This window comes from Priestia sp. YIM B13551, from assembly GCF_042787905.1.
Lineage (GTDB): Bacteria > Bacillota > Bacilli > Bacillales > Bacillaceae_H > Priestia.
This window is the reverse complement of sequence record NZ_JBHZOX010000009.1, coordinates 51,156-75,110: the sequence shown is the minus strand read 5'-3', so window position 1 is coordinate 75,110 and position 23,955 is coordinate 51,156. Positions and strand designations below refer to the sequence as shown.

At 33.2% G+C, this 23,955-nt stretch carries 28 protein-coding genes and 2 pseudogenes; 18 read left to right on the top strand and 12 right to left on the bottom strand.

Going from position 1 to position 23,955, the window contains the following annotated elements; translation table 11 throughout:
- Nucleotides 1-210: 210 nt before the first annotated feature.
- Genes ACFX4N_RS26770 through ACFX4N_RS26760 form a run of 3 tightly spaced genes read left to right on the top strand, consistent with a single transcriptional unit; the run spans nt 211 to nt 1,851 of the window.
- A complete protein-coding gene (locus ACFX4N_RS26770; protein ID WP_274598762.1) occupies nt 211-411 on the top strand; it encodes a DinB family protein in 201 nt (66 codons plus the stop codon).
- Nucleotides 362-715 (top strand): DinB family protein, encoded by a 354-nt coding sequence (locus tag ACFX4N_RS26765; RefSeq protein ID WP_274598761.1) that lies wholly within the window; start codon nt 362-364, stop codon nt 713-715. The genes ACFX4N_RS26770 and ACFX4N_RS26765 overlap by 50 nt, the downstream gene beginning before the upstream one ends.
- Nucleotides 691-1,851 (top strand): Ger(x)C family spore germination protein, encoded by a 1,161-nt coding sequence (locus ACFX4N_RS26760; RefSeq protein ID WP_377263341.1) that lies wholly within the window; start codon nt 691-693, stop codon nt 1,849-1,851. The genes ACFX4N_RS26765 and ACFX4N_RS26760 overlap by 25 nt, the downstream gene beginning before the upstream one ends.
- Nucleotides 1,852-2,411: 560 nt before the next feature.
- Here the strand turns inward: ACFX4N_RS26760 and ACFX4N_RS26755 are convergent.
- A complete protein-coding gene (locus ACFX4N_RS26755) occupies nt 2,412-3,290 on the bottom strand; it encodes an Rpn family recombination-promoting nuclease/putative transposase (RefSeq protein ID WP_053488471.1) in 879 nt (292 codons plus the stop codon).
- Between the two features lie 421 nt (nt 3,291-3,711).
- Between ACFX4N_RS26755 and ACFX4N_RS26750 the strand changes: the two genes are divergently transcribed.
- Nucleotides 3,712-4,143, top strand: a complete 432-nt coding sequence (locus ACFX4N_RS26750; protein ID WP_029325153.1) for a VOC family protein — start codon at nt 3,712-3,714, stop codon at nt 4,141-4,143.
- Between the two features lie 126 nt (nt 4,144-4,269).
- Here ACFX4N_RS26750 and ACFX4N_RS26745 read toward each other — a convergent pair whose 3' ends face one another.
- The gene (locus ACFX4N_RS26745) at nt 4,270-4,647 is read right to left on the bottom strand and encodes a hypothetical protein (protein WP_057275097.1); all 378 of its coding nucleotides are present in this window, start codon (nt 4,645-4,647) and stop codon (nt 4,270-4,272) included.
- Nucleotides 4,648-4,664: 17 nt separating this feature from the next.
- On the bottom strand, nt 4,665-5,849 hold the full coding sequence (locus ACFX4N_RS26740; protein WP_192101075.1) for an Alp7A family actin-like protein: 1,185 nt from the start codon (nt 5,847-5,849) through the stop codon (nt 4,665-4,667).
- Between the two features lie 590 nt (nt 5,850-6,439).
- On the opposite strand from ACFX4N_RS26740, the gene ACFX4N_RS26735 reads away from it, so the two are divergent.
- Together ACFX4N_RS26735 and ACFX4N_RS26730 are read left to right on the top strand one after the other, a co-directional pair.
- Nucleotides 6,440-6,652 (top strand): alpha/beta-type small acid-soluble spore protein, encoded by a 213-nt coding sequence (locus ACFX4N_RS26735; protein WP_025753343.1) that lies wholly within the window; start codon nt 6,440-6,442, stop codon nt 6,650-6,652.
- A gap of 178 nt (nt 6,653-6,830) precedes the next feature.
- The gene (locus tag ACFX4N_RS26730) at nt 6,831-7,103 is read left to right on the top strand and encodes an HU family DNA-binding protein (protein WP_029325150.1); all 273 of its coding nucleotides are present in this window, start codon (nt 6,831-6,833) and stop codon (nt 7,101-7,103) included.
- Between the two features lie 147 nt (nt 7,104-7,250).
- Here the strand turns inward: ACFX4N_RS26730 and ACFX4N_RS26725 are convergent, their stop codons facing one another.
- The 3 genes and pseudogenes from ACFX4N_RS26725 to ACFX4N_RS26715 all read right to left on the bottom strand — a co-directional run.
- A complete protein-coding gene (locus ACFX4N_RS26725; RefSeq protein WP_053488467.1) occupies nt 7,251-7,532 on the bottom strand; it encodes an AbrB/MazE/SpoVT family DNA-binding domain-containing protein in 282 nt (93 codons plus the stop codon).
- A 477-nt stretch (nt 7,533-8,009) separates the two neighbouring features.
- Nucleotides 8,010-8,222, bottom strand: coding sequence for a hypothetical protein (locus ACFX4N_RS26720; protein WP_029325149.1), 213 nt, complete (start codon nt 8,220-8,222; stop codon nt 8,010-8,012).
- 146 nt (nt 8,223-8,368) lie between these two features.
- Nucleotides 8,369-8,747, bottom strand: a pseudogene (locus ACFX4N_RS26715) (L,D-transpeptidase); the annotation flags it as partial.
- A gap of 1,008 nt (nt 8,748-9,755) precedes the next feature.
- Between ACFX4N_RS26715 and ACFX4N_RS26710 the strand changes: the two are divergent.
- The 3 genes from ACFX4N_RS26710 (at nt 9,756) to ACFX4N_RS26700 (ending at nt 13,320) form a co-directional block, all read left to right on the top strand.
- Nucleotides 9,756-9,884: a hypothetical protein gene (locus ACFX4N_RS26710; protein ID WP_255260822.1), complete on the top strand. Its 129-nt coding sequence runs from the start codon at nt 9,756-9,758 to the stop codon at nt 9,882-9,884.
- Between the two features lie 1,076 nt (nt 9,885-10,960).
- A complete protein-coding gene (locus ACFX4N_RS26705; protein WP_029321043.1) occupies nt 10,961-11,536 on the top strand; it encodes a MerR family transcriptional regulator in 576 nt (191 codons plus the stop codon).
- Nucleotides 11,537-12,018: 482 nt separating this feature from the next.
- Entirely contained in the window at nt 12,019-13,320 is a 1,302-nt protein-coding gene (locus tag ACFX4N_RS26700) for a replication protein (RefSeq protein WP_192101076.1), read from the top strand.
- Between the two features lie 66 nt (nt 13,321-13,386).
- Here the strand turns inward: ACFX4N_RS26700 and ACFX4N_RS26695 are convergent.
- Nucleotides 13,387-13,471, bottom strand: a pseudogene (locus ACFX4N_RS26695).
- A gap of 160 nt (nt 13,472-13,631) precedes the next feature.
- Here ACFX4N_RS26695 and ACFX4N_RS26690 point away from each other — a divergent pair.
- The 5 genes from ACFX4N_RS26690 to ACFX4N_RS26670 all read left to right on the top strand — a co-directional run bounded on the left by ACFX4N_RS26690 (nt 13,632) and on the right by ACFX4N_RS26670 (nt 16,681).
- Nucleotides 13,632-14,414 (top strand): ParB N-terminal domain-containing protein, encoded by a 783-nt coding sequence (locus tag ACFX4N_RS26690; RefSeq protein WP_053488464.1) that lies wholly within the window; start codon nt 13,632-13,634, stop codon nt 14,412-14,414.
- 79 nt (nt 14,415-14,493) lie between these two features.
- Nucleotides 14,494-14,937: an SMI1/KNR4 family protein gene (locus ACFX4N_RS26685; protein WP_098548922.1), complete on the top strand. Its 444-nt coding sequence runs from the start codon at nt 14,494-14,496 to the stop codon at nt 14,935-14,937.
- A 71-nt stretch (nt 14,938-15,008) separates the two neighbouring features.
- Entirely contained in the window at nt 15,009-15,428 is a 420-nt protein-coding gene (locus tag ACFX4N_RS26680) for a hypothetical protein (RefSeq protein WP_057275091.1), read from the top strand.
- Nucleotides 15,429-15,701: 273 nt separating this feature from the next.
- Complete coding sequence (locus ACFX4N_RS26675; protein WP_053488462.1) at nt 15,702-16,049, top strand: hypothetical protein; 348 nt, start codon at nt 15,702-15,704, stop codon at nt 16,047-16,049.
- Nucleotides 16,050-16,234: 185 nt separating this feature from the next.
- Nucleotides 16,235-16,681 carry an RDD family protein gene (locus ACFX4N_RS26670; RefSeq protein ID WP_192101077.1) on the top strand — a complete coding sequence of 149 codons (447 nt, stop codon included), beginning with the start codon at nt 16,235-16,237 and terminating at the stop codon, nt 16,679-16,681.
- Nucleotides 16,682-17,318: 637 nt separating this feature from the next.
- On the opposite strand, the gene ACFX4N_RS26665 is transcribed toward ACFX4N_RS26670, so the two are convergent.
- A complete protein-coding gene (locus ACFX4N_RS26665; protein WP_156322662.1) occupies nt 17,319-17,483 on the bottom strand; it encodes a hypothetical protein in 165 nt (54 codons plus the stop codon).
- Nucleotides 17,470-17,991, bottom strand: coding sequence for a hypothetical protein (locus ACFX4N_RS26660; RefSeq protein ID WP_053488460.1), 522 nt, complete (start codon nt 17,989-17,991; stop codon nt 17,470-17,472). The genes ACFX4N_RS26665 and ACFX4N_RS26660 overlap by 14 nt, the downstream gene beginning before the upstream one ends.
- A gap of 259 nt (nt 17,992-18,250) precedes the next feature.
- On the opposite strand from ACFX4N_RS26660, the gene ACFX4N_RS26655 reads away from it, so the two are divergent.
- The gene (locus tag ACFX4N_RS26655) at nt 18,251-18,478 is read left to right on the top strand and encodes a helix-turn-helix domain-containing protein (protein ID WP_053488564.1); all 228 of its coding nucleotides are present in this window, start codon (nt 18,251-18,253) and stop codon (nt 18,476-18,478) included.
- Between the two features lie 184 nt (nt 18,479-18,662).
- Here the strand turns inward: ACFX4N_RS26655 and ACFX4N_RS26650 are convergent, their stop codons facing one another.
- A complete protein-coding gene (locus tag ACFX4N_RS26650) occupies nt 18,663-19,007 on the bottom strand; it encodes a hypothetical protein (protein WP_192101078.1) in 345 nt (114 codons plus the stop codon).
- Nucleotides 19,008-19,138: 131 nt separating this feature from the next.
- On the opposite strand from ACFX4N_RS26650, the gene ACFX4N_RS26645 reads away from it, so the two are divergent.
- On the top strand, nt 19,139-19,360 hold the full coding sequence (locus ACFX4N_RS26645) for a DUF3006 domain-containing protein (RefSeq protein ID WP_057275088.1): 222 nt from the start codon (nt 19,139-19,141) through the stop codon (nt 19,358-19,360).
- 896 nt (nt 19,361-20,256) lie between these two features.
- Complete coding sequence (locus tag ACFX4N_RS26640; protein WP_057275087.1) at nt 20,257-20,679, top strand: hypothetical protein; 423 nt, start codon at nt 20,257-20,259, stop codon at nt 20,677-20,679.
- Nucleotides 20,680-20,889: 210 nt separating this feature from the next.
- Here the strand turns inward: ACFX4N_RS26640 and ACFX4N_RS26635 are convergent, their stop codons facing one another.
- Both ACFX4N_RS26635 and ACFX4N_RS26630 read right to left on the bottom strand, forming a co-directional pair.
- Nucleotides 20,890-21,006: a hypothetical protein gene (locus ACFX4N_RS26635; RefSeq protein WP_274588453.1), complete on the bottom strand. Its 117-nt coding sequence runs from the start codon at nt 21,004-21,006 to the stop codon at nt 20,890-20,892.
- 328 nt (nt 21,007-21,334) lie between these two features.
- Nucleotides 21,335-22,675: an aminotransferase-like domain-containing protein gene (locus ACFX4N_RS26630; RefSeq protein ID WP_057275086.1), complete on the bottom strand. Its 1,341-nt coding sequence runs from the start codon at nt 22,673-22,675 to the stop codon at nt 21,335-21,337.
- A gap of 120 nt (nt 22,676-22,795) precedes the next feature.
- Here ACFX4N_RS26630 and ACFX4N_RS26625 point away from each other — a divergent pair, with 120 nt between their 5' ends.
- Nucleotides 22,796-23,716 carry a DMT family transporter gene (locus ACFX4N_RS26625; RefSeq protein ID WP_057275085.1) on the top strand — a complete coding sequence of 307 codons (921 nt, stop codon included), beginning with the start codon at nt 22,796-22,798 and terminating at the stop codon, nt 23,714-23,716.
- Nucleotides 23,717-23,955: the final 239 nt, after the last annotated feature.

Here is a 23,955-nt window from a genome sequence, read left to right as displayed (position 1 = left end):
TATGTTTACGTTCAGAAAAATCGCCTTCTTGCCAAGAGTTTGCAGCTGAACGCCTAATAGATGTAAATTCAAAAATTAAAGTCCTCAATATTAAAAACTATGCATAAAATAAAGAGAGAAGTTGCCACTTTGCGTTTAGCTTCAACTTTTTAACTTTGACTTAAGCGATATAGAATAGGTGATATTTATTCTTTGAAGGTAGGTGTATTGATGCATCAATATGAATATACGTGGGTTCGAAAGACTCGAGGAACGCTGTTAGACTTTTGTAAGGAGTTAGAACCAAATGGTTTGAATCAACAAAACAGATTTGCTTGGCAAAGTGTAAGGAACACATTGGTACATATAGCAGATTGTTATTATGCTTGGCTCATTTGTTTTATTAAAGACAGAGAAACCTCTTACACCTAGAAAGGAACTACATAATTTCAATTTCAACAAAATAAAAGGACGATTTGAACAGGTGGATTCTATTGTAAATGAGGTATATAAACTATATGGGAACCAATTAAATGAACGAATCGAAAGAAAGATCCCTTGGAGAGAAGAACCGGAAATAATATCAATTACGCCTAATAAGTTGCTTATGCACACGATTACTCATGAATTTCATCATAAAGGACAAATTGTATCCAAGTTACGAATGATGGGATATGAGCCTCCAAATACAGATATATTAGGAACGAAATCATGCCTATTCCCCAGTCGATCCTGATCGTCAAAAGGAGTAATTTAATGAAAAAATTTTTGTTAATTACAAGTTGTGTTTTTCTACTCTGTTTATCTGGGTGCTGGGGAATGAAAGAAGTACAACATCAAATTTATATCACAGCGTTAGGGTTAGACTTTAAAAAGGGACAATATTATGTTTATTTTCAAGCACTTAGCTTTTCAAATGTAGCTAGACAAGAAGGAGGTTCTTCTTCTTCTGAAGAACCTCCTGTTTTAGTAGGCACGGGAAAAGGAGATACCCTAGAAGAAGCTTTTGATTACATTCAAAGGAGTTCTCCTTCTCCGTTATACTTTGGTCATATCAGTACACTCTATTTTACTCCTTCAATGTTAAAGCACCATCTAAATGAATTTCTTGATTACGCAGGGCGTACGGAAGTAATCCGTTACAATACGGGTGTTTTCAGTATAAAAAAAGACATAAAAGAAGCCATGTCTTTAAATGGTTTTTTCGGAAAATCTCCTGCTTTTTCATTTACGTTTAATCCTGGAGAAGTTTTGGAAAATGATTCTTTTATTCCAACCATTACGTACCAAAACCTTATTCAACGATACAGACAACCAGTAGGCTCCATGTTACTTCCATCTATAAAAGTAGAAGAAAGCCAATGGCAAGAAGGTGAAAAACCTAAATCAATTGTCAAGATTTCAGGAGGATACCTTCTCGCTCACAAGAAAATAACAGGCTGGTTAAACATAAACGAACTAGAAGGAATAAATTGGCTTGATAAGGATACAACAAGACTTTATTTAGTCTATAATGAGAAAAAAATAGGCGTGAAAGTTAAAAGACCACGGGTTAAAATTAAAGTCATGGGAGCCGAATTGACCCCTCATTATAGGATATCGGTAAAAGTTCCTGTAACGATTCAAGAAAACTTAAAAGAAATATCCCAAACAGAGATAAAACATATCGTCGCAGCCCAAGTCCAGAAACAGATTAAGCGAACGTTTCAAAAAGGTCTTGATCTGCATACTGATGTACTTAACCTATCTGAAAAAGCTTATCGCTTTGACCGATATCATTGGACTATCCAAGAGCTTAATGAATTAACTTCAGACTCCATTGACTCTATTAAGGTAAAGGTCACCTTAGTAAATACCAGCGCTTATAAATAGAGAGGGGATTATTTATAGAGATAAAAAAGAGTGCCAATTAATCATTTACCCTGACAGACCTTTTGTAATAGTTGATATTTTATTAGTTCCTTTAGCCATCCGGGCAAATTAAGATTCTTGATTCACTATGATACTTGGTATGTTGATCCGGGCTACGCCTTATCTTTTGTACAAATGTTGTAGCACAGCTTTATTTGCACTACAATGCAACCCTTAGTTGCTACCGGGTACATCAATTATCGTAAATTGGCTTACCGATAGCTATAAAACCAAAAAGCGCAAACCCTTATATATGGTTTGTACTTTTTTAGTTGCGAAATAACAATAAAAGAACGGGTTCCCCTTTTTATTAGATAGTTTGGTATATAACAAAATATACAATAATTTCAATGCTTTTTTATAGGTTTAAAAAGGTCTGTTTAGAGATTTAAATAGACCTTTTATCATTAGTTTTTTCTGCGTCTAAAAAGGTGTGCATTTTTAGACTATTTTATTGTGAGCCAATTATAAAATAAAAAAGCTTTACGAAACCTGTCGCAAAGCTTTTGTAACCCTCTATATTATCCGATTACTCTTCTTATTTCTTCTATATTTAATCCCGTAAACTTTGCAATATCATCCAAAGTCATACCATTCTCATACATGCTACGAATCAATTGAAGTTTCCCTTTTTCTACCCCTTCTTCTAATCCTTCCTCACGAGCATGGGCTAGTTTAGCTTGTTCATCAAGTAGCAATTTCTCACGGGCTTCATATGCGCTTCGGAATGAAGAATCATGACTCATATTTTCCCATTTATGCATCGCTTTTTGTAGAATTGGATCTTGATTCATAGCAATCTCCTCCAATGTTTGAGTTAAATGTTCATCTTCATGAGCTGGTAATAATAATATCCAACGAACGAATGCATTTTCCCACGGGTTGACTTTTTCTTCCCGCCACTGTTTCACAAGCTTTGGAATTTCCACAAAATGAATTTCAATATCATCGCTTAAAACACGTTGCTTTGTTGTGTCCCACAGTTGACCTGTCGTCTGAAATTCTTCATCTGAAGAGAATAAAATGAAATCCAATAAATTAATGGTGATGGTTTTTCGTAAAGCACGATAAGGCATCCCCTCTTGCATTTGTGACGTATATAATTTACTCCAATAATACAAAGAACGCTTGACCATATCATGCGTATTACGAAGTTGAATCTCGATATTCACCTGTGTTCCGTTACTCAATGTGGCTAGTAAATCTAAGATAGATAACTTGTCATCTTCGTAAGCCTTGTGAAGGTGTGGGTCTTCCAATTGAAGAGACGTAATGGGTGCTTCTAGAGACTTTTCTAAAACAGCGTTTAAAAAACCTGTTAAGATGTCCTCGCTACCTTTGGTACCAAATAATTGTTTAAAAGCAAAATCAATTCGTAAATTCACTAATTTTGTGGACATGAATTCCTCTTCCTATCTTTCTTATTTCTTACCCTTATTTTATAAGATAGCAGGATGTGTTTGCAAATGTTGAAAAGAAAACTAACTAGTCGTCATGATCATCAAACTAGAAGTTATTGTGGATTGATATAGTCTCAATTAGGTTACTATGGTATTCATGGTAAACAAGGTACAGCGTTAGCTCTGGCTTACCCATGAACGTTAACAGAAAGCAATGTTTGAGATTGCTTTTTATTAAATCCTTTATTACATACCTTTTTAAAACAATTTTTTTCTTATCAAACTAACTGTGCAGGATAACACAATAAATTTGTTGTATAGATACGTAGTAAGTGTTACGCCGAAAACGAACCTACGTTCTTTAATTTGATTAGCTATAATTTATTGAAATCTAAATAAAATTTTAAAAGAGGTGTTTTTCATGGTTTTAGGAATTTATCCTTATTTAGTTATGAACGGTAATGGACAAGAAGCTGTTAAATTTTACGAGAGGGCATTGAATGCAAAAGTTATTGGTGTTCAGACTTTCGGAGAAATGCCCGGAAATCCAGAATTCCCTACTCCTATAGAAGCAATAGATCGTGTAATGAATGCGCATTTAAAAGTTGGTGATACGGATTTAATGCTTTCTGATACATTCCCAGGCCAACCATACCAAATTGGATCACAAGTGACGATAGCTATCACCATAGGCAGCGTAGAAAAATCAAAAGAAGTGTTCGAAAAACTAAAAGAAGGTGGGCAAATAGAAATGCCACTTCAAGAAACTTTTTGGAGTCCATCATATGGCCAAGTAACAGACAAATTCGGTGTTACTTGGCAAATTTCAACACATATTGACGATAATGAGTAATGGATGAAAAGTTAGTTGTTTAACTAAATCCATTATTTATTGGACTAAAGATGTATACAATATAAAGCTTAAAAACAGAAAAACCACTAGGATTGGGGTGCAGTGCAATTCTAGTAGTTTTTCTGTTTAAAAATCGTTATATTCTTCTAGATCGTCATCGTCTAATGAGCCGGATATGTTTTCTAAATCTGCAATCTTTCCTTCTTTCAGTTGGAGAACCTTTGAAGGCTCTTCTTCTTTGAAGGAATCGTTTCCTACAAAACCTGTTGTTTTTGCTAATGTTTTTAAATCAGCTAATTCATTCTTGATATGTTCAAGCATTTCGTAGATTTTTGTGTCTTTCATTGCTTTTCTTTCAGTAGATGAATCATCTAGATCACGTAGAATTAAAGATGAAATATAATCCCCTAACTTACGCGATTTAGCGTATGTAGCTAGTTTATTATAAACTTCATCACTCAATCGATTTGTCTTAATCGTAAACGCATTTTGACGCTCTGACATCCCTATCACCTACGTTGTTAGGATTTAACGGCTTTCTTCACTGCTTCTTGCTTCTTTTGAATGTAACCAATACTACGAATCTCTAAGCCAAATAAATTTAAATGGCGGCTATCTTGAGGAACCTTATGATACTTCTCTGTACGTTCTTCTCCAATTTTTTCACGCATACTATTCATGATAGCGACTTCTAAAGTAGGAGCTACCCCGCCGCAGTATACATACTTACGTAGTTTATTCGCTGGTGGCGGTGCGACATCATTTAATTTAGCCAATAAAATCTCCACATATTCTCGTAATGAAGATTTGATTGTACTTGTTAAATCAATGGATTCACCTGTATTCTCGTTTTTTAATACAAACTTTTGCTTGCTGTAGTTATCGAGAATAAATTGATCAAAGGCACGTAAGTCTGTAAATAATTCTAGGAATTTCTCTTTACGCAATTTATCAATATGCGCTAAATAAGGAATGCCTTCAATGCTTTGGAACGATTCACGACTATTGGCTGCTTTCAAACCTTCTGGTAGAATAACCACATCAATGGAACCACCGCCTATGTCCACCATGACTGTTTCACATTCTACATACTCATTCGCATCTTCACGGTCTTGAAGTGTTAAGTCTTTTTTTAACGCAAAACGTGCACTTTCTCCCTCTTTTAAGCATGCACTTTCTTCTACTAATACTTTTAAAGTATTCTCAAAACCAGGCGTATGCACGGTGAACGTATGGTCACCTAAGAAACGATTGGCCATGGCTTTTTGAGCCGCCCCAAATGTGCTCTCTTTCTTAAGAAGCCAGATTGGTAACATGGTAGAAAAATAGTCAATTTCAATTGTATTGTCTTTTTTATCTTTCGCATGTAACGCATGGTAATAAGCAATCGCAGCTAAAAAAGTGATGTATGGAATATGACTCGTAATTTTATTATGTAATTTATTAATGTGATTATTAGCCAGCAATTGACTAGCTGCAATGTCACCTACTAAGAAATAACGCTCTTTCTCTTCCCCCTCAATGGTTGTAGAAAGTAAAATGCGCTTCTTAAATTCTTCTGGAGCTGTAACAGCATCTGTGAAAAAGGAGTCTGCGGCTTCTTTTTGCAGTTCGACTACGTTCGTTGGGAAATCAAATAGATATCCATCCATAATGTTCATATCAACAGAGTTCCCGCAGTCTTTATTAAAGCGTGAAATTTTCATTTATAAACACCTCATCTTTTAAGTTGAACTTATATTCAACTTATTGTACTTGATATAGGATAAATATTCAATATGTGGGAGCAACTTAGTTATCTACAAAACCTTACATCTATCAACAATTATTTAAATTAAGTAGAACGTTTATCTACAAACAATATTCAGATTCAATACCTTATGTACCTTACTTTATAGCTTCAACATAAAAAGAGCCTGCATCAAAAAATGATGCAGGCTGCTCTCTCTTACAACAAAATAATTCTCATGTTCATTTGCCCTTGTGAGGCTCTTTCGTTACGTATATCGATTCATAACGAGAGTGCCGTTCGTTAAATCACAATACCTACTTGTCAATTTGGGTAATACATTTGCTGAAGTCGCTGTTACGTCTTTCAAAACCGAACCAGTCCCTTCATCAAGTTAAGTATTTAACCTTTTACAGTAGCCTCTAAAATTCTTATATTGGCTCTGTACTATCTGTTTACCACATATATATATTCTAAAACAACTTTTTTTAAAAATTTTCCATCTTATGAATAAACGATCTTTCTTCTACACATTTTAATGTTATAAACTATAAGGAGTTGAATACAATGGCAAACAATAAAAATAGCAACACAAATGAATTGTTAGTATATGGTGCTCAACAAGCAATCGATCAAATGAAATATGAAATTGCTAGTGAATTTGGTGTAAACCTTGGACCTGATACAACTGCGCGTGCAAACGGATCAGTAGGTGGAGAGATTACAAAACGCCTTGTGCAAATGGCAGAACAACAACTTGGTGGCAGTAACATCCGATAATGTAATCATTCTAGCTAACCGTGTATGTAAAGAAGAAATGGGTTTCCATTTCTTCTTTTTTATTGTTATGTATTTCCCTCTACTTCCACCTAAAAAGAACATACGTTCGAACTTTTCTCAACACATATGATATATTCTTAATCTACATACCCTATAAAAAGAGATGAGGTAGTTACATATGAAAAAAGCTGAATTCATTGAGGCAGTTGCTTCAAAGTCAGAGTTAACAAAACAAGATGCAAAAAAAGCTGTAGACTCGTTATTTGAAACGATTTCTACAACCCTTGCAAAAGGCGAAAAAGTTCAACTGGTAGGATTGGGAACATTCGAAGTGCGTGAACGTTCAGAGCGTACAGGACGTAATCCTCAAACAGGGGAAGAAATGACGATTCCAGCAACAAAGGTCCCAGGTTTTAAAGCAGGAAAAGAATTTAAAGAAGCTGTTAAATAAAGAGCACTTATATAAAATCTCCAGAAATCCATTCTGGAGGTTTTACATGATGTTTACCTTACTCATATTAAATCTATAGGTTCTTACCTTGTTTACATAAGCAACACATCTAGGAATCAAATAAAAACGTATGAATTTCTATGTAAATTAAGCCTTACTACCAAATCTACATTCTATCTCATGCTTGAGAATTTCTGCACCTCTTGGGCTTAACACAACTCCTTTTGCGTATTCACAATTATGTGGACTTACTTCACCTGTAATAATGCATTCATTATGGGGGATGTAATTCTTCAAAATAATGTGGTCTCCATCAACAAAAATTTCTATAGGATCTTTTTCTTTAATAGACAGCACCTTTCTAAGCTCCACTGGAATAACGATACGTCCTAATTCATCTACTTTTCGTACAATACCTGTTGATTTCATACTATTCGTCTCCTCTATCTCCTCTATCTTGACTAGTTATGCTTCATTATCCAAATATTCCTACATCCTAGCAGTTTGCGTGAAAACAAACAGTCTCCATCGTATTTATGTAACCCTAAGACTACCGGTTATAACCCCTGTTCATCTTGTGACCCACCTGTTATCATTTCTTCCTTCATTTTCTTATTCTTACGAATAAATGAAGGGATTTTGCTAAAGTAGTATTTTTCTAATTCATCATAAGGTACCCAAATTTCTTTTTTCTGAATAAGGTCATATACCTCATCTAAGATTTGGTCTCGTTTCTTAGGACGTAATTTAGTATAAGGGTAATTAATAGCACTTATATAACGTTGCCTTAATTCATTCGTAATCCCTTCTTTTGCTTTTGTTTTAATGCAGAAAATTTCTTATTGGTTTGGATCAGTCGCCCATTTTCATACACATGATTCTTCACAACACGTCATCCCTTTCTCTTTAAGCTTTTCTTCTAATTTGTTCTTGGACGTACTCACAACTCCGTTCATGGTCACGAGAAAAGAAATGATTTTGTTGATAATACACTTTCACTCCGCAAGAAGGACAAGCAAAAAAACCAACCTTAATATCCTCCGTAACTTCATGTGCATAAACCTCACCAATCGATTTAAACATGACCACACGGTTTGCCTTCTCAGTTTTTGCTCTCATCTTGGTAGATCCTCCTTATTTTTATTATACTTCCATAATAAGGGGTTAAATGCACCGGTGTAAAAGAAAACGAGCAGAGTGATTCTTTTATTCGCATAAAAAGCAACATTCCCATGGTATTTGCTCATGAGAATGTTGCTCAGATATTAATTATTTTTTATCTTGTAGCCTTTGAATTTATATCCGTATACGTTCGTAAGATCCACAAAGCTTTTATAAGAATACGTAATCGCAACTGGTGTACCAACTTGAATTTTATCATAAAGCTTTTCAATATCTGCATTGTGCATTCTCACGCAACCTCGGCTCACGTATTTTCCAATGCTGCTTTCATTGTTATTGCCGTGAATGCCGTATGTATCCACCATACGTACCGTTCGCATTTAACCCTAACCAACGTTTTCCTAACGGATTGCGAGGGTCGCCGTCAGGAATATGTCCTATATAATAAGGACGATTTTTAATCTTGTTCACTACTTTAAAAAAGCCAACGGGTGTTTTATCCCATGTTTTTCCCGTTACTACTGGATCAACATATCGAATTTTAATTTCCATTTTATCCGACCTCTCTTTTGTAGTAATGCTCTTTCCCCTAAAAAGAGAGAAGAGCATAAGGGGTTTTTGCTATCACACGGGGTGATAGGCTAGGCAGAGCCTAGCAAAACCGTGATATCGCGAAAACCTCTAAAGTGTGAACCTACTGTTGACCTAAACTCTCCTTTGTGAACCTACTGTGAACATAAAAAAACAGTGATGTGAACCTGCTGTGAACCTCAAAAAAAACACATGTTGACCTACTGTTAACATGTGTTTTTTCACTTCATGGCTAAATCTTGTTGCTTTTCATTCATTTTTTTCATCTTTTCACGTAAAGTTTTCTGCTTATATTCATGAAGCTGAATGCTTTGACCCTCAAAGTGAATCTTTTATATCCCTGTTTCTGTTTCTCTATTCTTTTGATACAAATTAAAGGCATGTACTTTTCAAATTGAAAACATTTCATTAATTCACTAAATAACTTTTTAAAATTTTATGATCATCCTAATATACAATTAAACAATTAGATTTTCTTTTTTCTGCTGCAAGAATCTAACTCTAATTCTTTTAAAACCCAAGTTAATTATCACTAATTTAGACTAAAATAAATTAAAATTAATTCAATAAAAAAGAAGTTTAATTTAATTAAAATACAGCATATTAACTTGTCTGATTAAAAGCTACCGAGTCTATATTCTTTTACATTCAATTAGTAATTAATTAATTTAAACTAATTCCAATTAGGTATATACAGACTAAATGCACCAATAAAAGCTGACTCTACTAAAGTAATGTTCATTCAAATAAAATAACTAATCCAGATTCAATTGAGTCTGGATTAGTTATCACTATTGGACAAAATTAGGGAAATCTCTCCTTAAGAAAAGATCATTCCCTGAGTATAGGGAGGATAAAGCCCTATACTGGATTTATTATAGTTTCGTGGACACGATTTAATTGAGTCCCTTTAATAATCTTTGAGAGGAGGTGTGGGAAATGAACATAAGTGGACAAGCAGAAAATAAAATGATGACTTTAAGAAAACGATTATGTATTTATATCATGCTGGAAACTTGGTTAAAGAATCAAGCAGCGAATATGGTGATCAGAAGTAACAATTTATAATTGCGTGAATGTATTAACATATTTTAATACAGAGGAATGCTCTCTAATACCTAGAGAATTAGCTAAGATTCATTAGAAAACCTCTGGCTAAAACAAGAGCTAGATATTCAAAAAAAAGACTATGGTCATATTCACGAAAAAGTAAAACACATTCTAGCGTTTCAAAAATTTATCAAACCTCTCTAAACAATGGGTGCCTGAAATTAAGTATGTCCCTATGATATGAGGCGGTTGGTGCTGTTTAACATCTTCATTAAATTCACACTAAAGAAATTGTGTGCTATTTTTTTCTCGTTTAATCACATCAGAGTTGATCATTGAAGCACTTCAAAAAGCTTACACTGCCCAAAAGCCCTGAAAGGGGATTACCTCTTCGTAACGATTTCGGTTCACAATACATAAGTGGTGAGTTTACTCAGCATGTACACAAATACGAGATAAAGCATCTTTTCAGCCAAAAAGACTGCTTTTATGATGATGCCTCCATAGATATGTTTCACACCATATTACAGAAGAAGTGTATTATCTAAACAGAATCGACAGTAGTCTCAGCTATTAAACTCCTCAATAGATTGAGGATCAAATGAGAAAAATAACTTAACACATAACTTTTTTGCTTCTAAATTATTGATTTAAATCCAATAGTTAAACTTAAGGTTAACTTAAAACCATCTCGTTGCACACAACTCTAATTTAGTTGAACTTATAATAAAATAAGTCAAACTAAATTAAAAGGGCACTAAAGAGCCGTTTAATTAAAATGCAATTAAGTCGCACTTAGTTGAACTTAATTGCATTTTAATTAAACTTATTGTAATATTTTAAAAAACTATAAATGAATTTATAGTTTTTTAAAGGATTCAGTTCAAATTTAATTGAACTACATAACGTAAAATATAATAAATCTAATTCAGTTAAGTGTAAAATCTGCTAGAATAATAAAGACAAGCTTCAAAATAAGTAGCATTTAATTAGTTAGGACCAATTAAGTTAGACTTAATTAAGTTATTAAAAATATTCCATATAAGAGGATACTAACTCAGTTAGATTAATTCGTTTGTGAAGGAGGTACAATTATGAGCGAAGAAACAATGGTTATTTCAGAAGTTGCTAGAAAATTTAATATAGAAAATCATCAATTACGGGACTGGTGCGAAGTCGGGTTAGTACGACATAAAAGAATTGGAAGAATAAGATACATATTTACTGATGAAGATAAAAAAATTGAGAAGATTATTGAACTAAAAGAGAAATTCGGAAAACATGCACCAAATGAAATGATTCGTGAAGAATTAATTAAAGCAAATTTAATGAGCGAAGAACAAACAAAAATTATTAACAAGGATTTAGAGGAAGAAGATACAAACGAAAACTCCTTTAAAGAAGCATTTTTATTACTTGCTAAAAAAATAGAAGAAATGGATAAAAAAATGGAAAAGAAAGAACAACTAACGCTTCCATCTGAAAATTTGGCAGAAAAAAAAGATGTTATAGAGATAAAAGAACAGATGAATAAACTTGAACAAGACAATCAGCGTTTAAAAGAAGTGAATGATCAATTACTTAAAAAATTAGATTCTATCCATTCAGCTATGACCGAAATTCAAAAAGAACAAGGAAAAAGCATATGGAAAAGAATGTTCACAAAATAATAAAACAGCTTCTAATTACTGACCAGTAATTAGAAGCTGTTTTATTGTTTTTGTAGCAGTTGTCAGAGAGAGTTTTCTTAATACCTTCAACAATAAATTCATTTAAATATAGATAGGATTTTCACCTCATAAAAGATGTAAAACTAAATCTTTTGAGATATATTACTAATTCTTATTGAATTATGAGATTAATTAACGCTATAATAAAGCTAACAAAAATGACCGGAATAGAAAAAAGACTTCAACTGTTTAAGACGTGTTGGTAGCACTCTTAAACCGTTCCCCCTAGTAACAGTAGGGAAAACACTTGTCGAAGTCTCTTGTTAATAGAGTTAGTTTTTCTATAAAATAAAACTTATGGTTTTATTTTATATGAAATAGCTTTCTATTTCAAGGGCTTAGTTCATCAAAATCACGACATTGTTTTCCTTTTTCCAGGGAAACAGTGTCTTTTTTTGTTCCTTAAAGGAGATAATGAACAAATGACAAAAATATTGACCTGCTATTTAAAAGATGTAGACACCTTCAACGGACGGTTTAAGTGGTTATGGAAGAACAAATCCACACTTCGGAAAAAGAAAGAAGAGTTTTTAGAAATTATTCGTACTCATTATAAACAGAACCAATCAGCCATACATAAAGAATTTCCTAAAAAAAGAATGGAAATGCTCGACCATGTCATCTATAACCTAGTGGCTACAGGTATCCAAGCCATTCGTTCTGAAACGCTCATGAAGAAATTTAAAGTTTCTAAAAGTACGGTTTCTCGTTTTGTACGTTCGTTAAAAGCGACACCGTTTGTGCTTGTAGCACGATACATTAAAGAGGATGCAACAGGTACTCATCCTGATAGCTATGTATTTATTCTTAAAAGCCATAAGAACTTTAATCACATTTGCGAAGAAATCTTTTTTGCCCATGATACAACAGGTATACAAACGGTCCAACAAGAAGAAATGACAACTCCTGTGACGCTTCCTGTGATGTATCCTAAAATTGCTGAAAACGTTGATACAACAAGCTTAAAGGCCGATAAATCACCTGATGCCTTTATTAACCCTGATTTACCTGTAAATCATATAAATAATCATTTAATGTCTGCTTCACAGTCATTTACTTATATCAAAGGTGTTCCTAAGAAAGTCAATCAAGTCTACGCAGGTAAGTATGGTCATCAATTAAAAGACTTTTATGCTCGCATTCAAAATGCTGCAAAAACGGTCAAACGAGATACAGAGATTGATATTACCAAAGGGCAAGTACATGAAATTGCGTATACATCTATTATTGGATTAGACAAATATGTACATGAAGCTAATCATAAAGGAAAGCCTTTGTCCCTAGATAATATGTGCCAATTACTCTATAAGATTGCTAAAAACCAATTCTATCAGTTGGTTAATCATAAAAACGAGGATTATTCATCAGTATATCCAACTCATGAGGAAGTTATACATAAAGAAGAGTCATCAACAAAATTGTTTATACCAAAACATATTATCCGTAAAGAAATCTTACCGGATTGGTTAAAGGCTGAGCAGGATCAAGAGAAGGGTACAAAAAAAGTAGAAATATCTTTAGAACAACAGCTTGAAATGATTCAGTTAAAGCAAGACTTAGAACAAGAGCTTACACCAGAAGAGGAATGCTTGCTGCAGGAACACTGCTCTACGTACAGTTCATTAGAGATGGTGGAACTGAAACAAGATTTAGGACAAGCATTAACACCTGAGGAGCAAAAATTATTGCATCAACATGCTAAATTAAAGGAACCAGCTTCTTAATGTTTAAAAATAGTTAAAGTATAGCGAGGACTTTCACTATTTCTAACGTATTCAGTGTTTTAAGAGAGGACTTGGCAGGATTTGAACCCGCAAGACGCCAAAGTTGTATAGTGTAATACGACTGGCTGCTCTGCCATTGAGCTACAAGTCCATACTCAAAGTATGCGCATAGTCTCTGTTTATATGTACGATAAGAGTAAATGCAAAGAGTAAAGAAACCCCTTATAAGCTGAATTATTATTAGGACATGTTTATTTAGAACACTGTTCTAAATAATAAATAAATCTATATCTACGCAGGAGGAGAACATTATGCCACATAAAATTACGTTAACCGGATCAGCCACAGGACCATTACGAGAATACGATCGCTATGTTGCCTTTGATATGCGTGAAAAAGGGTCACCATCTGCGCCTAAAGGGTTGAAGAAGAGTACGTTTATTTCGTATACGGTATTTGTTGCAAAGAAGGCTTTTAACAAAACAGGTCTCACGAAAAAAAGTATTATGCATGAAAAAATCTTAATTCAAGGAGAACCGACATTAGACATTCCGATTGATGAATGCCCTGGTGAAGTAGGCGTAATCTGCTTCCAGATTACCGTTCTCCCGAATAAGAAAGACAAAGAAGGCAATGAATCAAACGATAAAAAAGAGGCCAAACAAGAGGCTTTTGCAGCGCAACAAGAAGTTGCTGCTACTAAACAGGAAGAAAAACCGGTAACTACTTCTCAACCTGCACCAAAAGAAGAAAAGAAAGAAACAAAAGCTGTTCAGCTGGAAGTAAAGCAAGAGCCTACAGAAGAAAAAAAGGCTGAGCCTAAAAAGAAAACACTACCGAACCAACCTAAAGGAACACAGGATCTGTTGAACTTTGATGACATTATCGTACCTGAAGCATTCTTAAAGACACGTCCAAACGCTGAAAAAACACAAAAGGTCATTGATTTTGTGAAACGTACAGGACGCTTAGATGAGCCATTGACGATTGAAAAAGGATCGAATGTCTTAAAAGACGGTTACCGTCGTTATGTTGTAGCTAAAACCGTTAAAATGGATAAAGTTCCAGTTATGTATGAATATCAAAAGTCGTAATGTATTTCCTTGAAGATGACCTATTGCAAGGAGATTTGTGAAGGAAAGCATCATTTATCCATTACCATAGGATCAAGACATTGCAGAAATAGAGGCTTCTTTTCGCATCCAATTGCCCAATGCCTATAAAGAATTCTTGAAACACTATAACGCATGTACAGTAATAGATTCTACACCATTAACAATCATCAATAAGAGATGTCAAATTGAACGTTTTTTAGGCATTATTAAAAACTTCAGTGAGCATCCTTATGGTGTGTATGACATTGGTTGCTGCGAAACTTCTTTAGGAGAACAAGGCCGGAATTTTTATGATGAAGATCTCATTGGATCTGAATTAATTCCAATTGCGAAGCTAGCATGGGGAGATTATTTATGTTTGAACTTTCACTATGATAAAAACAATCCGTCTGTTGATTTTCTAGATTACGAAGAATCATATGAGTGTGATCCAGCTACATCAAAGATTGCTGAGACCTTCCAAGAGTTTTTGAGTATGTTATTATCTAAGAATACGAAATAGCAGAAAATGCTATTTTGTAATGAGATCATCTACTCATTTTGATTTTCAATCATAAAAGAGGAAGTGTCGACATGAAAAAGTGGCTTTGGATCATGTTATCCTTTGGAGTAATTTTTCTTGTATTTGTGATGAACCATTTCTTGGATAAAAGCCAACAGCAACCAAACATGATACGTAGCGTCTCACTTACAACCAGCACATCTCCTAATCAACAAAACATTGTTGAAGTAAAAAAGATGTATAAACAAACCACTGATTACTTTGATTATGAGCAAAAACAAAAGGCTGATTCTCTTAGAATGTACTACGGACAACCTGGAAGCACTCTTAATCAATATAAAGAGCTTCAAGGAGTTCAACCTTTTATGATTCATGACGTTGATGTACATTGGAAAAGTGAGCAACATGTCATCATCAATATTATGAAAACGAATCACCAACATAAAAACAAGGTATATAAGCGATTTAACTATAACCTTAACGAGATGTAGGCTTTGGATCTATGGTTTTACATGTCTTCATTCCATGTCTTATGTATGGTCTTACAAGAGGAATAGTTGCTATCATTAGCTTTTTTATGGTGGTTTTCCGCCAGGATAAGCGAAGTTTACACGATTTGATGGCAGCTACCTATATGAAACGTGTAGAGCCTATCAAAGTAGAGAGCTCTAAACTTATTTAAAGCTTTTTTTAAAAGAGCAATGTTATATATTCAATAACCCTATTATTTCTACTCTTTTACATTTCAAAAAGGAGAAGCTTATATGAAAAAATCAACACCTTGTCCAGGGTGTCAAAAACCTATTACGGTTGAGCATTTCGAAGATTTTTCAAGTCCTTTTACAATGAAATGCCCACATTGTCGAGAAAAACTGAAGGAAACCAAAATGACCCCGTGGTTATTGTTATTAGCTGTTATTATCATTCCTTTATTGGTTTACCTAGGAATTGCGGTTAAAAGTTTCATGTCCGGCCATTTTCGTGTTGTTGAAAAGGTACCAACTATGATTGTATTTATGGCTTTTTGTTACCCTTTGTATGCCTTATATGAAGCTTATAATGCTGTTATTATCTTTAATAAGGGAAATTTACAATTAAAAAAACCTAATTAATCTTTTATCTCTTTTCTATGAATATCTCTTTAGTAATATCAATACTAGAGACATGTATTTTATTATTAGTGGATAAATTTAAAATATTTTATACTTTTTACCTTCCTCTTCAATCATGTTATCATCATTTGAGGAGATATTTAGATAGATAAAGTGTTAATTTACAAGAAGGGAAGAAATATAAAGTGGATCAAGTAACAAAACCAGCAGGATTTTGGATACGCCTATTAGGAAATCTGTTAGATGGCATTATTGTAAGTATTCCTTTGGGGCTTATTGGCTTTCTTATTACAGGAGACTTTGATGGTGAAGATCCCATTACATCACTCATAGGTTTCATCTATGCGGTTGCTGTACCTATATTATGGTATGGATATACTATAGGGAAACGAATTGTTGGAGTTAGAATTGTCAAAGTCAATGGAAAGAAACTTGGAATTGGAGCAATGCTATTACGAGTTCTTGTAGCCGGCATTGTTTACGGTCTTACATTAGGTATTGCGCTAATTGTGAGTGTATTCATGGTGGTTTTCCGTAAAGATAAAAGAAGTCTTCATGACATGATGGCAGGCACGTATGTTACATATTCAAAACTAGGTGAAATAGAGGATAAACAAGCATTTGTCGATTAATACTTAATCTACAATAGGGTGAATTGTAACTTATTACCTTTTGTTGTTCCAGATACAGGTAGCAAATTGAGAATGTTGCCATATTCAATAGTAAAGATACTTTTGATAGAATAATATGGAAAGTTAAACTTTCATTTCGTTTGCAATACCGAATACCCTCTGTTTCTAATCTAATATTCGGGACGATTTAAAAATCCTACACCTCAGTGTGTAGGATTTTTTCTGTTTGTCACCTATCGTGTATAGGTAATTCTACGCAACATATAAGAAAATTTCTAAAAAGGTGAAGAGGATAAATGTCGATTATTGAACATACTTATTACTTTCTGTTTTATATCCATACAAGTAGTTCTTTTTCTTTGGCATTTAAATGTCCACCTAACCGTTTTTCAAAATCAGAGACTAATTCTGCGAAACGAGGACTATTTTCCATCTACATACCTCCTGTGTCATCCATATTATAAGATATAAAAGATATATTTTATATGAATCTTTATACTTGTTTTTCCACTTCCCAGGAGTTTTTAATCATATTTACAACAAAGACCGCCCATTACGTATCAGTTTATAAGGCGGTCTTAACTGTATTCATGCTATATGTTTATGACCAAAATATCGACACTATTCTAAAAAGACGTCAGGTAAAAAAGGCGATCGCTAAAATCGCTGCCACACAAGCTAAATAGATATTCCCACTCCAATCCCTCTTTTCCTTTTCATTTACCGCATAACTATTATAAGAACCTTCAATCGGTTCTATTTTTAGTTTTCGTTGTAATGCTACTTCTTTACCTGAAATCAAGTTTGATTCCTCCATTGTTCGATAATTGTAAGGTAGGAAACGTCCTTGTTCGTCTCTCAATCGGTTGCTGACGTCTTGCAGGCCCTGCTGCCTTTTCACTGGTAGAAGGCTGCTGTTTGGATTGAATAGTTGCTTCTGACATTGATTGGCCATCTGTTGATGTTCTAAGTATCGTAGAAGTGTTTGTAGCCGTTCCTTTTCGCTCAAGGTCATCATGTTCTCCTCCTCCTTTCTCTTCGATGTTGGGCTCTTGTTCCATCCATAACTGGTGGGAAGAAGGCTGCCATGGAGAGGAGGGGAGAGGGACGTCATTCATTTTATACTGATTCATTAATGCTAAGAAAACAGGATTGTGCGCTGCAGTAAAAAGCGCACACCTCATAATTTGATTTCGATCTAATTCTGTAGATTGAAACAGACTATCTACATATGTACGATACATAGAATGGTAACGCACGGTTGGTCGATAGGTGTCAACTTGATTTTTCGACTTCTTATTTCTCTTCATACGCGTTTTTCTCTTTCAAGATGACCTCTAACATCTGTTTTCCTTCTAGCGTTAAATAGACGTCTTTTCGACTTAGTAGCGAGATTGCTAATTCTTTTGTCATTTGATTCGCTCCATTCCTAATAGTTTAAGTTGACGTCTCTTTCTGACGTCTTAATTTATGATATGAACTACTGCTTGTCCTATATGTAACTTTTTTTCTAATGATTAAAAAAGTTACATAATGTCCATACTTCTTCTTAAAGGAGATGGCTGTATGATTCTAGGCTTAGGAAAGAAGCGAACAAGATTTGGAAGATGGTTAGATAATCAAGAAGATATTAATCAATTAGAACTCGAAAAGGCAACAAAGTTAAGTCGCCCAACTATATCTAGGCTTTGTAACGATAGAGACTACATACCTAAATACTCCACAATCTATAGAATAAATAAAGGATTGCGAAAGTTAAAGAAGGATGTAAAAGTAGAAGATTTTCTACAAATATAAATAGGAAATGCTATAATTATCTTGGGAATGATACGTAAATGTTTTATAGACTTTAACGTAGCAGAAAAGCCTACTTGTTCTTATACAAGTAGGCTTTTCATATTCATTAAGTTCTTAAAAATATAACTCCTATTTACTTCTTATTATGCTTAAGTGTTTTTAAGATTTTTCACTGTGAATAAAGTTAGATAGATAATGAGAGGAATTTCTTTTTGTTTAGTTGGTGAGAGAAATACTTAAGGTGGTCAAAATCATCCTGAGAAATAGTTGATTGTTGATTCAAAGTGTTTTTTATATTTACTAATATAAATAGGTCGCGTAATTCATGATCAGTGAAGATATCTTGAAGAAGATTTAATCGGAATAATAAGGGGAGATTATCGCAGAGTTGAGTTCCACCTTCAGCGAAAAAAATTTGTCGCCATAAATGTCCATAATGTGTGGTCATTTCTTTTTCTATTATACTGACAATTGTTATTTCAATATCAAACAGCAAGACATACGATTCAAATAAGATCTCTTTCTTCATTCACATGCTACTTCTCAAGTTGTGAACTTACTAAAAAACTCTAAAGCAAGTATTCTACGAACAGACCAAAGTGGTACAATTATTATCACAGGTGATGGAACATCTTATTCTGTTAAAAAATCGAGGTAATTATGAAAAAGATAAAAGGTATTATTGATCGATTTGAAGAGGGCTTTGCTGTTGTTGAAATTGAAGGAACGACAAAGGATTACCCTAAGAGTATTTTCCCCAAAGAAACACAAGTTGGAGATGTCGTTTATATTACAGGGGATAAAGTGACGATTGATAAAACTGAAACAAAAAAACTGGCAAAAGAAATTGAAGATTTAATGAATGAAGTTTGGGAAGATTAAGGTCCATTACTAATAATATACAACATTATATAGATACCGCGTGATTCAAAAAGCCGAGGGTTACCTTTTCGGCTTTTTTATTATGATATGTTATGGAACTAGAAGGAGAATTTTCACTGATACCTTGTTTTATGCGTACCTGATTGGGCAAGTATAATAGACGACTTATTCCTTCTTCCCAGAAAGATAAAGTCGTCTACACCATTTTTTCATTCACTATGATTTACCCTCTCATTTCACATTTTTATTTATAAATTTATTGGTTTATATGGTTCTGTTCTAATTCGTTTACTACACCTTCCTGGCATTCATTGATGAATAAATAAGTAAGGTATGAATGTAAGTCAAATTGATTTTCATTAACAAACGTAGAAAAAATGTTTTTATGTTCGCTCACTAGTTTTACCTCCTATATGTAAGTTTCTATTTTTTATTGTCCCCCAACTAGTAATCTCTTATACATCTAAATTAACAACATATTTTATAGGAACAGCTATTTTCATTTTTCATTAACCTTACGTCATGATATTCACATTTGCTACCTGAGCTAATTTCATTATGAGTATTATCAAGGGCAAAAAAAGAACCCTTTGCTATAAAATAGCAAAGGGTTTTCAACTATAACGGAATAGGGGGAATACGTTACTAGTCTAACCGTATTTATAGATTAATATACATGGCGGTTTATATTTTATTGTTTATAAAAAGCTAATCATATGAAATGAATATCGTCTACAACTTTAGTTAACATAAAAAAATTTTCGGAATACCTTTAGATAGGGTAGTTTTTTTGATAATTAAGATGTATATTATATACATCTTAATTTACCATGGTCACTGCTCTAGAAACATATTGTCCCAAGTGAAAAAATTCATTAATTTAAAGGAGTTAGAACATGGATATGAGTAATATAGCTAAATGGATTCCTGTTCCTTATTTTCAAATTAGGCAAGATGGTACAATTCTAAATTCTTCAAATATAACTCATTCATATTTTCAATCTACCTCTAGCATATGGAATATTATTTATAAAGAAGACCGAAATAAAGCAATATTAATGCTGTCACAGATTACAAATTCTTACCCTGTAACCCAATATCTCATTTTGCAAACAAGCAACAAGTTATTTATGAATTTCAAATGTACGATCCAATGGAAGGACAGTATAGGTCATCTAGTATGCACAGAAGCCAAAAATATCAAAGTTCCCTCTGTTTTATCTGTTCAAAAATCTTTAGTAAATACTCAAAAACGTTTAGAAGAATCAGAAAAGCATTTAAACAACGTTATTAAGATATTGGATATAAGAAAACACTAAGTTTTTCTTTTTTACATGAATCTTTCTGTTCTGAGCAAACTACACGAGACGCTGTGAGGCATCAGCGAAAATCCTTACAGCAATAGAGCAGAAAAAACCTACCTCTTTGGATTGGAAAGAGATAGGTTTTTTTGTATTTTTAAGGTGTATAAGATATACATCTTTAGTTAACATAAAACTAGTTCTCGGCACCACAATAAATACCCTTACTCAATTTTTACTATCTCCATTTTCATCTTCTTTTTTTATTTCTTCTTTTTCCTCATGGAATTCCTCAGTAGTTTGGGCAGAAATATAATCAAATGGAGTATAATAATTGCTTGGTATTTTTTCTGAAAACCGTTTTGATGATTACAATCATGATAGGAACCACTGTAAGTATTACTATAAATAACATTGTAAGATACAATAATGAATTCAATTATTTTCCCCTTATAAGTTCTGACATGTTTTAATTTCCTTATAATTACATTTTAACATGCCGTTAAAGCTTAAACATTAATGAATAATATATACACCCATAGTTAACATAATGTTAATTACCGGTAGGAATAAATATAAAAGGCACGTGAGAAAAATGTACATCATTACAAGAATAATACTTTTAAGTCTCTTCTTCTTAAACAGTGTTAAAGGCCTTAATTACATTAAGTAATTAAAAGAAATAGTTATCTCTTTTTTTTAAAGCACTTGCAATTTTTTTGACTCCTTCTTCAACTCGGTGATTTTCAACATTTGAAACATTTAACTTTAAAACCCGTTCTTTGTGAAAGTTGGCTAGATAATTACTTTCAACTGAATCCAGATATACATGCTGGTCATATAAATAACGAATAAATAACTTCATATTTACTTGTCTAGGTAACAAAATATGACCATGCATAACTATTTCTGACGATGATTCGTAATTAGCCAGATGATTTTGCAGCGATTGATGAAGAATTTGTGCACGTTTATGGTAAATACTACTTACTTTTAATTTATTATGTTCAAACATACCACTTTTTATATAAAGATATAGTGCAGCTTGTGAAATCATAGAGCTATCTATATCTATGGTCATTCTAAATTTTTGAAAGGTGCTAAGAATAGGGGGAGGAAGAACGGCTAGACCAATTCTTAAACCTGGAAACATGATTTTTGAAAAGCTCTTTAAGTAGATAACCTGTTCTTTAATATCCTCTGCAAAAAGAGGATCATTCTTAGTGTTATATTCAAAATCTGCTAAATAGTCATCTTCTATAATATACACATTGTATTTATAAGCTAACTGTAAAATAGTTTCTTTGTCTTTTTTGCTATATGACGTTCCTAAAGGATTATGGAAGCGTGGCATTGTATAAAAAAATTTAATCTCTTCTTCATTGAATATTTTTTCTAGTTGCTTTAGATCAATACCTTGCGCTGTACGTTGAATTCCTATTGCACGAATTCCATATGTTTTCAACATATCCATATACAAATGGTAACTAGGTTGTTCAACTAAAATAGTAGATCCGTTATTTGGAAATGGCATCATGCTCAGTATAGCGAGTGCCTGTTGAACCCCTGAAGTGATGAAAATCTGTTCAGGTTTCGTAAATACTTGATAAGATTCTAAGAGCTTCTTAGCTTCTATAATTAATAAAGATAAACCTTTTGGTGTTCCATAACGAAACAATTCTTCTTGATATGTATCAATCGCTTTGTTAATACACTGTTGAAAATCTTTATAAGGAAATGCATGCCATGTTGGAGATGATGTTGCAAAATCAACGCCTTCAGTAGATGTGGGTTCCTCAAAAACCTGATGTTCCACGACGTAATAACCACTCTTTGGAATGGAATAAATAATATGTTGCTCTTCCAATCGTTTTAAGGCAGATATTATTGTACTTTTACTACAAATATATTGTTGCGATAAGCCTCTAATTGAGGGTAATTTTGCCCCTGCTGGAAAGTCCCCAGACTGTATCTTTTGAAGTAGAGATTGATAAATTGTTTCATATTTAAGCATAGTATTCCTCCAAATACACATCTGTACCGATACAGATGTGTATTTTTCATATCGTAGATATTGTTAGTTTCTCTTACTATAGTGATAACCGGCCGGATAAATCTAAAGGAGGTCATTCACATGATTGAAAAGAAAAAAGCATATATAGCTGCGCTTACTTATGCCATTATTATCGGATTGTCATTTATGTTTGTCAAAGTTGCATTAACTATTGCTACACCTTTTGATGCATTAGCACATCGATTTACTATTGCTTTTATAGGGGTTACAACCTTAAAAGTATTAACGAAAAAATCATTAAAAGTAACTAAAAAGGATATAGGGATTATTGCTTTGTTAGCTATTTTATACCCCACTCTCTTTTTTGCTTTTCAGGTATTTGGACTAGTAAATGTATCATCATCTCAAGCTGGAATTATCCAAGCAACAATCCCAATTTTCACCTTAATCTTTGCGAGCATATTTTTAAAAGAAACATCTACATCTGGTCAAAAGATAGCTATTATTTTCTCGGTAGTAGGTGTGATATATATTATGTATATGAACGATATAGAAAATAAAAATACTAGTCTACTAGGAAGTGGTTTGATTTTAATTTCCGCACTTGTATCGTCCCTATACAATGTATGTGCTAGAAATTTAACTCAACGATATTCCTTATTCACTATCACATATATAATGACTTTATTTGGTTTTATTACATTTAATGGTTTGGCATTGACAAATCATCTAATGAATAACACTATCCATCAATTTATGGAGCCTTTTGTTCATCTGGATTTTGTAATTGCAATTGCCTATCTAGGTTTATTATCATCTTTAGTTACGTCCTATCTTTCTAATTACGCCTTATCAAAAATAGAAGCATCTAAAATGAGTGTCTTCAGTAATTTTGCTACACTCATTACAATCTTAGCAGGAGTAATTTTTTTGAAAGAACAATTTCATCTTTATCATCTAGTCGGGTCAATTATCATTATTACAGGAGTTATTGGGACAAATTACTTTGGTACAAAAGGTAAACACAGTGAAAAAGCCTAATTTCTTTTTTAGAATATATACAAGTCTAGTTACCATAATGGATTTTTCCGGAACCCACACTAAAAAAGAACCCTTGGAGGACAAGGACTCTTGAGATGATAGGTATTTTTCAATATGCAGCTTCTTATACATTATTGATACAAAAGCTTTTACTATCCAAACGCACAAAATTTCCTGTTTAAACAGCATTCTTAGGTAATAAATAAATTTAGTGATAACAAAAACCATTAGATATGGAA